This window comes from Streptomyces sp. NPDC127097 (genome assembly GCF_042724075.1).
Classification (GTDB): domain Bacteria; phylum Actinomycetota; class Actinomycetes; order Streptomycetales; family Streptomycetaceae; genus Streptomyces.
In genome coordinates this window covers 45,980-56,345 of record NZ_JBHXFI010000052.1, presented here as the reverse complement: position 1 = coordinate 56,345, position 10,366 = coordinate 45,980, and the positions used below count along the sequence as shown (strand labels likewise).

At 72.1% G+C, this 10,366-nt stretch carries 8 protein-coding genes and 2 pseudogenes; 7 read left to right on the top strand and 3 right to left on the bottom strand.

Annotated elements, in window-relative coordinates; genetic code table 11:
* Window positions 1-103 (top strand): annotated as a pseudogene (locus ACFWJW_RS29965) (2-hydroxy-3-oxopropionate reductase); the annotation flags it as partial.
* 231 nt (window positions 104-334) lie between these two features.
* Here ACFWJW_RS29965 and ACFWJW_RS29960 read toward each other — a convergent pair.
* Window positions 335-940, bottom strand: a complete 606-nt coding sequence (locus tag ACFWJW_RS29960; RefSeq protein ID WP_387247280.1) for an HD domain-containing protein — start codon at window positions 938-940, stop codon at window positions 335-337.
* A gap of 100 nt (window positions 941-1,040) precedes the next feature.
* Here ACFWJW_RS29960 and ACFWJW_RS29955 point away from each other — a divergent pair, with 100 nt between their 5' ends.
* From ACFWJW_RS29955 to ACFWJW_RS29940, 4 genes and pseudogenes are all read left to right on the top strand, one after another.
* Window positions 1,041-1,268 carry a hypothetical protein gene (locus ACFWJW_RS29955; protein WP_042158238.1) on the top strand — a complete coding sequence of 76 codons (228 nt, stop codon included), beginning with the start codon at window positions 1,041-1,043 and terminating at the stop codon, window positions 1,266-1,268.
* 445 nt (window positions 1,269-1,713) lie between these two features.
* Window positions 1,714-3,234, top strand: coding sequence for an AlkA N-terminal domain-containing protein (locus ACFWJW_RS29950; RefSeq protein WP_387247278.1), 1,521 nt, complete (start codon window positions 1,714-1,716; stop codon window positions 3,232-3,234).
* The gene (locus ACFWJW_RS29945; RefSeq protein ID WP_387247276.1) at window positions 3,231-3,743 is read left to right on the top strand and encodes a methylated-DNA--[protein]-cysteine S-methyltransferase; all 513 of its coding nucleotides are present in this window, start codon (window positions 3,231-3,233) and stop codon (window positions 3,741-3,743) included. Before ACFWJW_RS29950 ends, ACFWJW_RS29945 begins: the two co-directional genes overlap by 4 nt.
* 51 nt (window positions 3,744-3,794) lie before the next feature.
* Window positions 3,795-4,342 (top strand): annotated as a pseudogene (locus ACFWJW_RS29940) (2OG-Fe(II) oxygenase).
* Window positions 4,343-4,382: 40 nt separating this feature from the next.
* On the opposite strand, the gene ACFWJW_RS29935 reads toward ACFWJW_RS29940, so the two are convergent.
* Window positions 4,383-5,147 carry an SDR family oxidoreductase gene (locus ACFWJW_RS29935; protein WP_387247274.1) on the bottom strand — a complete coding sequence of 255 codons (765 nt, stop codon included), beginning with the start codon at window positions 5,145-5,147 and terminating at the stop codon, window positions 4,383-4,385.
* A 176-nt stretch (window positions 5,148-5,323) separates the two neighbouring features.
* Window positions 5,324-6,295, bottom strand: a complete 972-nt coding sequence (locus ACFWJW_RS29930) for a ScbA/BarX family gamma-butyrolactone biosynthesis protein (protein WP_387247290.1) — start codon at window positions 6,293-6,295, stop codon at window positions 5,324-5,326.
* Between the two features lie 187 nt (window positions 6,296-6,482).
* On the opposite strand from ACFWJW_RS29930, the gene ACFWJW_RS29925 reads away from it, so the two are divergent.
* On the top strand, window positions 6,483-7,169 hold the full coding sequence (locus ACFWJW_RS29925) for a ScbR family autoregulator-binding transcription factor (protein WP_387247272.1): 687 nt from the start codon (window positions 6,483-6,485) through the stop codon (window positions 7,167-7,169).
* A 605-nt stretch (window positions 7,170-7,774) separates the two neighbouring features.
* Window positions 7,775-10,183 (top strand): MFS transporter, encoded by a 2,409-nt coding sequence (locus tag ACFWJW_RS29920; RefSeq protein ID WP_387247270.1) that lies wholly within the window; start codon window positions 7,775-7,777, stop codon window positions 10,181-10,183.
* The last annotated feature ends 183 nt before the right edge of the window (window positions 10,184-10,366 follow it).

Below are 10,366 nucleotides of genomic sequence, written 5' to 3'. Positions count from 1 at the left end.
CCAACTCGTCGCCTCCCTGCGCGCCCAGGGCGACGGCGGCCTCGACCACTCCGCCCTCCTGCGCGGCGTCGAACGCCTCTCCGGACACACCACCGAAGGCTGAGCAGGATCGGCGGGTTCCTCCCGGTGGGCGGGGGCGCGCCGTGCGCGGGCGGGGTGACGGTCATCACCCCGCGGCCTGGAACGCGCAGCTGTAGTTCACCGTTCAATTGGGTGTGGGTGCTGCGGCACCCCGCCCGAGCCGCCCCGGCCAGCGTCCCCCCGTCTGGCCGGGGCTTCCTCGTGCCGCGGGCGACGGCCACGGCCTTCGGGCCTCGGGTCCAGGGGGCGTCCGCTACGCGCCGCGCGCATCCAGCGGATTGGCGGCGATCCGCGCGGCGATGCCTTGGGCGACCGCGGCCGCGGGGGAGCTGTCCGGCTTGCGCGCGGCCTGGTCCCGGAAGCACGCCAGGAATTCCTCGCCGAGGCCGAGCCGTGGATGGCGCGCCAGCACCTCGGTACGGAGCTCCGCCGGCAGCGCGTCGGGCCGCCGCCCGGAGATGTCCAACGAGGTGGAGAACACCAGCAGATGGGCCTCCGGATCCATGACCACGTCCACCTCGTCCCACATGTGCCGGACGATCACCTCGGACGCCCGCACCCGCCGCTCCACCGGCCACCCGGCGCCCGCCGCGAACACCCACGCCACATGGCCGCCCGCCTCCTCGAAGGGCACGGTGTGGCTGTCGAACTCCTTCACCAGGCCGATGTCGTGGAACATCGCCGACACATAGAGGAGCTCCGGATCGAAGGCGATGTCGTGGGCCGAGGCGTAGGCGGCCGCCCAGAGATACGCCCGCACGGAGTGGTTCAGCAGCGCGGGTGAGCAGTAGGCGCTCGCCACCTCCAGCGCGGCACGACAGGCGCGGGTATCGGGAATCATCAGATCATCCATGGTCATGGCCATGATTGTCGCGTACCGCCCTTGCCCGTCGAGGAGGATTGACGCGCCCGGCGGCTGCCGAAATGCGCGAGCGCGAACCCCGGCGCACGCTGGATGCATGACCGAGCATCCGCCTGTCATCGTGCACCCGCCGACGCCTTCCGGTGGCCGACGGGTGACCGTGCGTGGGCAGATCGTCGGCCTGGCCCATGGCCGCGGCGATGTTGCCGAGTTCCTCCGCCGCGCGGGCGTCACCGGCCCGGCCGGAAGCATCGCGCTGGACGATCCCCGCCTCGTCGAATGGCGCGGAGGCTCACTGGACGACTGGCCGATGCCCCCGGCCTGACCTCCCGGCCGAGCAGCCGTTCGCCGTGGCCGTACCCGTCTCTCGGTGCCGTGGGCCGGAGGGATGCGCTGACCGCCGACGAGCGGCAGGCCGTCGGCCGGGGAGCCGGCGGCAAGGAGCGGAGCAGGGCGTGAGCGACGACAGCGGGTGCATGACGCCCCGTGCCGGGTCGGGCGGCTCTTCGGACCTGAGTGTCCTGCGGAGGGCGATGCGCTGGGAGACTCTCGTGATCTTGCTGATTCTCGTGATCCTTACGGTAGTGGCCTCGTAGCGCGGGCGGGACGCCGTGGGATTCCTGAACTCTGTCTGATCTCCGGGGAGTTCCGCCGTTTTCTGTCGGCCCGTCGGGGTGCCCAGGTCGCGCCGCGCAGTCCGGCACCCCCCGAACGCTCCGTCCGATTTCCGCCGGCGCCGCCGCCTGACCTGCTGCACAGTGGACCCTGTGATGAACGAGGACAGCAGGTACGAGGCGGTGCGCAGCAGGGACGCCCGATTCGACGGCGCCTTCTTCTTCGCGGTGTCCACGACCGGGATCTACTGCCGGCCGAGCTGTCCCGCCACCACGCCCCGACGCCGTAATGTCGCCTTCTTCCCGACCGCCGCGGCCGCCCAGGGCTCCGGATTCCGCGCCTGCCGGCGCTGCCGCCCCGATGCGGTGCCCGGCTCGGCGGAGTGGAATGCCCGCGCCGATGTCGTCGGGCGGGCGATGCGGCTGATCAGCGAGGGTGTGGTCGACCGGGAAGGGGTCGCCGGGCTGGCGGCCCGGCTCGGCTACAGCGCCCGGCAGGTCCAGCGGCAGCTGAACGCCGAGCTGGGCGCCGGGCCCGTGGCCCTGGCGCGGGCACAGCGCGCCCACACCGCCCGGGTCCTGCTTCAGACCACCGGACTCCAGGCGGCCGAGATCGCCTTCGCGGCGGGCTTCGCCAGCGTGCGGCAGTTCAACGACACCATCAAGGAGATCTACGCGCTCACCCCGAGCGAGCTGCGTGCCGCCCGCCCCGGTAAGGGGACTCGCTTCGGCCCGGTGGCGCCGCCCACCACGCCCGGGGTGCTGCCGCTGCGGCTGGCCTTCCGCGGGCCGTATGCGGCGCGGCAGCTCTTCGACCACCTCCAGCGGCGCGCGATCACCGGTGTCGAGGAGGTCAGCGGCGAGCCCGGGGCCCGCACCTACCGGCGGACCCTGCGGCTGCCGCACGGCGCCGGGATCGCCGAGGTCGACGAGGCGGCCGGCGACGGCTGGCTGGACTGCCGGCTGCACCTGGCGGAGCTGCGGGATCTCACCACCGCGAGCCAGCGGGTGCGCCGCCTGTTCGATCTGGACGCCGATCCGTACGCGGTCGCCGAACGGCTGCGCGCGGATGCCGTACTGGCGCGGCTGGTGGACCGGCACCCCGGCCTGCGCTCGCCCGGCGCTCCCGCCCCGGACGAGCTCGCCGTCCGTGCCGTCCTCGGCCAGCAGGTCTCGGTCGCGGCCGGCCGCACACTGGGCGGTGCCCTGGTCGCCGCCCATGGAGAGCCGCTGCCCGAACCGGCCGGTGCGCTCACCCACCTCTTCCCCCGCGTCGACGACCTCGCGCAGGCCGCGCTCACCGAACTCGGGATGCCCGAATCCCGGCGCGCGACCCTGCGCACCCTGAGCACCGCCCTGGCCGACGGCACGGTCGTCCTGGACGCCGGAGCCGACCGGGACGAGGCCGAACGCGCGCTGCTCGGGCTGCGCGGCATCGGCCCGTGGACCGCCGGATACATCCGGATGCGCGCCCTCGGGGACCCCGATGTCCTGCTGACCGGCGATGTGGCCGTACTGGCGGGCATCCGCCGGGCCGGTGCACTCACGGCCGGTCTGCGGGAGCGGGCGAACGCCTGGCGCCCCTGGCGCTCGTACGCGATGCACCACTTCTGGAACGCGCCGGTCACGGAGCCGGCCGGCCCCCGCCCCACCACCACGGAAAGCACCGGACCATGACGCTCTACACCACCCTCGACAGCCCGCTGGGCGAACTCCTGCTGGCGGGCGAGGAATCGGCCACCGCACCGGGCGGCACCGCGCTTGCTTCGCTGTCCGTACCCGGGCAGAAGGGCGGGGCGACCGTCCAGGACGGCTGGACGTACGCCCCCGCTGCCTTCGACGGCATCGCCCACCAGCTCCGCGCCTACTTCGACGGGGAGCTGACCCGCTTCGCCCTTGCCTACGCCCCCACCCGGGGCACCGACTTCCAGCGGCGCGTGTGGCAGGCACTGGAGGCCATCCCGTACGGCACCACCACCACGTACGGGAAGATCGCCGCCGACATCGGAGCGGCGCGCGGTGCGGTACGCGCCATCGGCACGGCGATCGGCGCGAACCCGCTGCTGGTCGTCCGGCCCTGCCACCGGGTGATCGCCGCGAACGGTTCCCTGTCGGGCTACGCGGGCGGGCCCGCACGCAAGCAGCAACTCCTCGGCATCGAGGGCGCTTGGCCGGAACACCGCTGAGCTGCCCCACCGCCCGAGCGCCGCACCGACCCACGCCCACTGGAGCGCGCCATGACCACCACGACCACTACGAGCACCAAGCGCCCTGCTCGCCCCGGCACGCTCGCCCGGCGCGTCGCGGCCGCGGACTGGACGGCGCCGGCCGAGGAACTCAACACCCAGGGCTGCGCGGTGACGCCACGTCTGCTCGCCCCGGCCGACTGCCGCGCCCTCAGCGCGCTGTACGACGGGCCCGCCGCGGTTGACGGCACGCACCCCGGCAGCCCGCCCCGCTTCCGCTCGACCATCGACAGGGACTGGAACGCGCTGTACCGCGACATCTTCGGGGAGACGGTCTTCCCCCTCCAGGTCGTCATCGGCCTGGACGAGCAGGGCACCGACTACACCGCGGCGAGTTCCTGCTCGTCGAGCAGCGGCCGCGCGCCCGGTCCCGCGGCACCACCACCGTCCTGCCACAGGGCCACGGACTGATCTTCACGACCCGTGACCGCCCCGTACGCTCCGCCCGGGGCTGGTCGGCCGGCCCCGTGCGCCACGGCGTGAGCACCGTCCGCTCCGGCCGGCGGCACTCCCTGGGCCTGGTCTTCCACGACGCCTGAAGCGGCGGTCGCGGCACGCGGACCCAGGGGGCCGGCGGCCTCAGAGCATCGAGCCGCCGGTGACATCGATGCGCTGGCCGGTGATCCAGCGGGACTCGTCGGACGCGAGGAAGGCGGCGACGTCGGCGATGTCCTGGGGCTTGCCGATCCGGTTGAACACCGAATAGGCCGCCAGCGCGGCCCGCCCCTCGGGCGTCGCCCGCCGCCCCGCGGTCACATCGGTCTCGACCCAGCCGGGGGACAGGGTGTTCACCGTGATCCCGCGGGGGCCGAGGTCCTTGGCGAGGGCGAGTGTGAGGGTGTCCACGCCGCCCTTGGAGACGCTGTAGGCGATCTGCGCCGGGTGCGCCGTACTCGTCACCGCCGACGAGATGTTGATGATGCGTCCGCCGTCCCGCATCCTGCGCAGGCCGTGCTGGGCGATGAAGAACGGGGCCTTGATGTTGACCGCGATGGTGCGGTCGAACTCCTCGGGGGTGACCTGGTCTATGTGCCCGGGGAAGTTGAGCGCCGCGTTGTTGACGAGGATATCGAGGCCGGGTTCCGCACCGCAGGCGGCGAGTTCGGCGTCGAAGCCGGCGAAGAGCGCTTCGACATCACCGGGGACGCCCAGCTCCGCGCCCACGAGGAAGGCCCGTCCCCCCGCACCGGTGATGCTCTCGGCCGTCTCCTTGGCCGCGGTGTCATTGCTGCCGTAGTGGACGGCGACCAGTGCACCGTCCTTGGCGAGGCGCTGGGCGATGCTCCGGCCGATACCCCGGCTGGATCCCGTCACCAGCGCGGTCTTTCCGTTGAGGTCACCCATGAGTGCGATTGGCCTTCCGTGTACCTGTGGCGGGCGCGCTGCCGCCGTCGATCTGCAATTGCTGTGCTGCGCTGGGATGTCCGGGGCCTGCTGCCCCGCCCCACGAGCCGCTTCCGCTCATGACCCGGTGCGGAGCGGACGCCGGTCGCGAGGCGGCCGGCCCGTGACCGGTGTGCTCAGCCCCGGTCGTCCAGCGCCGTCAGAGTGGAGACGAACACCGGCCGGCCCTCCTGGAAGCCGGTGACCTGGACCGTCGTGGTGCAGGGGAGCGCGGACGGGACGAGACGCGCCTCGATGTCGCAGGGGATGCCGTGCTCGGCGTAGCGGCGGAATTCCGTGCCGAAGGCGTACGGCACGAAGGCCCGCGGTGCGGTCAGGACGCGGGCCGCCTGCTGTGCGGCGTCGAGCAGCAGCATCCCCGGAATGTGGTCGTTCGCGGGGTTCACCATCGCGGCATGGCCGGGTGCGATCCGAAGCCGCCAGCGGTCCGGCCGGCCGGTGGGGGAGAGCAGGACGGCGCGGTCATCGGCGCTGCCGGTCAGGTGGTGCGGTACGGCCGCGGGGAGCGGGGCGAGCGAGCGGCGCGCGGTCAGCCGGTCGCCGCGGATCCGGCGGTAGACGGCGGGGGAAGCGACGGTGACATCGGAGTGTCCGGTCGCGACGATCCGGCCCGCCTTGCGGATGGTCATGTCGAAGTGCCCGCTGGTGAGCGTGCCCGCCCGCATCCGCATCCGGCTACAGGTGACATCGATCGTCAGCCGGGTGGGGCCGCCCCCAACGGCCAGATGCTCGGGGTGGGTTGTATAGACCAGGTCCCCGAGGATGAAGTGATGGCCGACCGGGACGCCGAGTTCGGTGTGGCACAACAGCAGCCCGGCCTGGCGAATTGTCTCTCCGGTGAGAATGAGATGGTGACGGCCATGTACCGGAGTGAAGTACCCGTGATCGTGCGGCCACTGGGCGGTCAGCGAGAAGTGGGATTCGTCCCGGCGGTGCCATGAGGTGACCAGAATGTCGTCGATGAACGGACGGTGCACGAATTCCTGCGGGACGCCGGGACCGCGGCGATGCCCGGCGCTGCCGGAGTGGTTCCGCTCCGGGTGTGTCTGATGCGGAGTCCTGGGTTGAACAGCGCCGCTGACGTGCATCGTGTCGCTCATGACTGCCCCCAGGCGTCTTAATGGGATGAGGTCCGGCGCTGTTAAGATACGTACCATCCGGTTTTATTTTCAATGCCGGGCGACGAAACGGAGCAAGTAGCTGGCCCAGGCGCGACTTGAGCGGTAGCTAACTGATGCGGAACGTGAAAATACATCGAGAGACAGGAGGCGTCCTGTGGCGCAACAGGACCGCGCGATCCGGACCCGGCGACTGATCTTGGAGGCGGCCGCCTCGGTCTTTGACGACCTCGGCTACGACCGCGCGACCATCGCCGAAGTCCTTGAGCGCGCCGGTGTGACGAAGGGCGCCCTGTACTTCCACTTCGCCTCGAAGGAGCAGCTCGCGCTCGCGGTGCTTGACGAGCATGTGCTGGACATCGCGGTGGAGCCGCAGAAGATCAAGTTGCAGGAGTTCGTCGACTCGGGGCAGGTGCTGGCGTACCGGCTGCGCAGTGACCCGATTCAGCGCGGGGCGGCCCGGCTGGCGGTCGAGCAGGGCTCCAACCACCTGGACCGCAAGCAGTCGATGCTCGCCTGGACCAGGTTCGTCGTGGAGTTGCTGAATCAGGCGCGGGACCGCGGCGAGGTCATGGAGAGCGTCGTCGTGCCCGAGACCGCCGAACTCTTCGTCGGTGCCTTCGCCGGCATCCAGTTGATGTCGCATGCCATGACCAATCAGGCCGACCTCAGCCAGCGCCTGACCATCTTCTTCCAGCACACCCTCCCCAGCATCGCGGTGCCGGCCATCCTCGCCAAGCTCAACCTGGACCCGGAGCGCGGGGAGAAACTCGATGCCGCCCTCCAGGGGAAGGCGCTGGCGCATGCCGGGGCCGATGCCGAGGTCGATGTCGTCACGGGGTGAGTCCGGCCCGGCCGACGGCTGGGGCCGGGTCGAGTGGAGGCGATCCGGGCGGCATCCTGAGGACGGCGAAAACATACCGCGCAGACGGTGTTGAATGATGAAGTGTGTACGAGTCATGGATGACTTGTGCAGGTCAGAGGCGTCGCGGAGAGATCGCGGCGGCTCTCGCCGTTGACGGGAGCGGCGTTGTGGAGGGGCGGCCGTGAGGGGTAGCGACGGGGCGGGCCAGGGGGCTCGCCGTCGCCGAACGGGATTGTCAGTGGTGTGCTGTTCACTGGTCTCAGCGGGTTCAGCGGAGTCCGTATCGAGCGCGAGATCAGGGGGAGGCGCGATGAGCGGGGTGGGATATGGCGCGGGGGAGTGGGGTGGCGTGAGGAAGATCACCGCCGCTGGGGCCAAATGCGGGGTCGCGCAGTGGAATAGCGGGCGCGAGTAAAACGTTCGTCATGCACGTATCAGTCTTGTGCGTAGCGGCCCGCCATCCGTCCACGGCCTGATCGTGACCGTGCCCGCAGACGACGCCGCCGGCCCGAACGCCGACCGCTCGCCGCGTGCTTCACCGCCGACGACACCCACCCACCTCTGCCGCCCTGGAGGCCGCACGTATGACCCGGACGACGACGGACCAACTCCCCGCAAGGGCGGCGGAGACCGCGGCCACGCCCCCGGGGCCCGACCCGGCCGTGGGCGGGCGGCGGAGATCCCCGGGCGGTATCGTCCCGGTCCTCGCCTTCGCCGGCATCGTCGTCGCGGTGATGCAGACGCTGCTGGTGCCGGTCATCAAGGACCTGCCGGTGCTGCTCAACACGGCGCCCAGCAACGCCACATGGGTGATGACCGCCACCCTCCTCGCCGGTGCCGTCTCGACCCCCATCATGGGGCGCCTCGGCGATCTGTACGGCAAGCGGCGGATGCTGCTGACCAGCCTCGCGGTCATGGTCGTCGGCTCGCTGGTCTGCGGCTTCACGAGTGATCTGGTCACCATGATCGTGGGCCGGGCGCTCCAGGGATTCGCCATGGGCGCCATTCCCCTCGGTATCGGCGTCATGCGCGACGAGCTGCCGCGCGAGCGGCTCGGCTCGGCCATGGGCCTGATGAGCTCCTCGATCGGCGTCGGCGGCGGGCTCGCCCTGCCGGTCGCGGCCCTGGTCGCCCAACACGCCGACTGGCACACCCTGTTCTTCGGTGCCGCCGGGCTCGGTGTGCTGTCGATGCTGCTCACCCTCCTCGTCGTCCCGGAGACCGAGGTGCGGGCCCAGGGGCGCTTCGACGTGGTGGGCGCCCTCGGGCTGTCGGCCGGTCTGGTGGCGCTGCTGCTGCCCGTCACCAAGGGCAGCGACTGGGGCTGGGGTTCGCCGACCACCCTCATCCTCTTCGGTGTTGCGGCCGTGATCCTGGTGCTGTGGGGCGTGCTGGAGCTGCGTCTCGCCGATCCGCTGGTCGATCTGCGGACCACCGCGCGCCGTGAGGTGCTGCTGACCAACCTCGCCTCGATAACGGTCGGTGTGGCGTTCTACGCCATCTCCCTGGTGCTGCCGCAGCTGCTGCAACTGCCCACCTCGACCGGTTACGGACTGGGCCAGTCGATGGTGGTGGCCGGGCTGTGCATGGCGCCACTGGGCCTGACGATGATGCTCGTCGCCCCGCTGTACGCCCGGATCGCCGCCCGTCGCGGCCCCAAGGTCTCGCTGCTGCTCGGCATGCTCGTCATCGCGATCGGCTACGGCGCGGGCATCGGCCTGATGGACGCCCCCTGGCAGACCGTCATCATCGCGGTGGTCGTCGGGGCCGGCATCGGCCTGGCGTACTCCTCGCTGCCCGCCCTGATCATCGGGGCCGTCGACGCCTCGGAGACCGGTGCGGCCAACGGCCTGAACACCCTGATGCGCTCCATCGGCACCTCGGTGTCCAGCGCGGTGATCGGCATGGTGCTGGCCCATATGTCCCAGAAGATGGGGCCGGTCACGGTGCCCACGATGGCCGGCTTCCGGGTCTCCTTCCTCATCGCCACGGCCGCCGTCCTCGTCGGCGTCGCCCTGGCCTGCTTCCTGCCGTCACAGCACAACGTGTCCCGCCCGACCCTGGTCGCCCAGAGCACCGACGGCGCGGTGGACGCGGTGGACGCCGATGGAGCCCAGGGTGCGGCGCGGCCGGTCGCCGAATCGCACGAGGCCCTCGCCCGGCCGTCCATCGAGGCGACGACCGCGAGCGCCGACGCCGCCGGCTTCCTGGGCCGGGTGGCGGACACCTCCGGCAGCCCGGTCCCCGGCGCGAGCATCACCCTGATCGACCGTCAGGGCCGGCAGGCCGGCATCGCCACGGCCGACGCCGACGGTCACTTCGCGCTCGACGCCCCCACGGCCGGCACCTACGTCCTAACGGGGGCCGCCCCCGGCCACACTCCGCACGCGGCCTCCGCCACCTGCCGAGGTGCGGGCACCGAGACCCGGGTCGACCTGGTCCTCACCGGTCCCGGCCCCGGCACCAGGACCGGCACCGGCCGACTGGGCGGCGCCCTGCTCGGCGGCACCGAGGGCACCCCGCTGGCCGGCGGCAGCATCGTCGTCACCGATACCGACGGCACTGTGGTGGCCCGTACGACCTCCGGCGCCGAGGGCGGCTGGGAGGTCTCCCCCCTGCCGCCCGGCCGCTACACCCTGGTCCTCAGTGCCGCCGGTCACCAGCCGCAGGCCCACGCCGTGGACCTGTCCGGCGGGGCCCCGGAACGGCAGGGCGCCCACCTGAAGCCGACTGCTGCCGTCCGCGGCACGGTACGGGGCCCGAACGGCCGGCCGCTCGCCGCCGCCGCCGTGACCCTCGTCGAGGACGGCACGGTCGCCGGGCACACCGTCACCGGACCGGACGGCGCCTTCGCCTTCTCCGGCCTGAGCGGCTCCCACTACACCCTCACCGCGGCCGGTTACCCGCCACACGCCGCCCCGATATCCCTCGCCGCCGGCGCCCGCGAAACCCTGGACCTGGACCTGGCCCAGCCACCGACAGCCGCCGGCTGACGGGCTCCGGCACGAGGACGCACACCCGCAGACGCACACCCGCGGACACATGCAGGCGCCCTGCCGGGTGCCACTCGTCCGGCAGGGCGGCGGCCCCTCGGTCGCGCTCCCAAGTCGGCTGTTCTGCCAGCGACTTGATGCACGGCACTCCGTCGTCGGTCCCGGCGTGCCGCGGGGTCTTCA

What these genes read in the sequence shown, in the direction of transcription:
- ACFWJW_RS29960 (WP_387247280.1), bottom strand. Translation starts at nt 940, where the DNA reads ATGACCATGGATGATCTGATGATTCCCGATACCCGCGCCTGTCGTGCC.
- ACFWJW_RS29955 (WP_042158238.1), top strand. Translation starts at nt 1,041, where the DNA reads ATGACCGAGCATCCGCCTGTCATCGTGCACCCGCCGACGCCTTCCGGT.
- ACFWJW_RS29950 (WP_387247278.1), top strand. Translation starts at nt 1,714, where the DNA reads ATGAACGAGGACAGCAGGTACGAGGCGGTGCGCAGCAGGGACGCCCGA.
- ACFWJW_RS29945 (WP_387247276.1), top strand. Translation starts at nt 3,231, where the DNA reads ATGACGCTCTACACCACCCTCGACAGCCCGCTGGGCGAACTCCTGCTG.
- ACFWJW_RS29935 (WP_387247274.1), bottom strand. Translation starts at nt 5,147, where the DNA reads ATGGGTGACCTCAACGGAAAGACCGCGCTGGTGACGGGATCCAGCCGG.
- ACFWJW_RS29930 (WP_387247290.1), bottom strand. Translation starts at nt 6,295, where the DNA reads ATGCACGTCAGCGGCGCTGTTCAACCCAGGACTCCGCATCAGACACAC.
- ACFWJW_RS29920 (WP_387247270.1), top strand. Translation starts at nt 7,775, where the DNA reads ATGACCCGGACGACGACGGACCAACTCCCCGCAAGGGCGGCGGAGACC.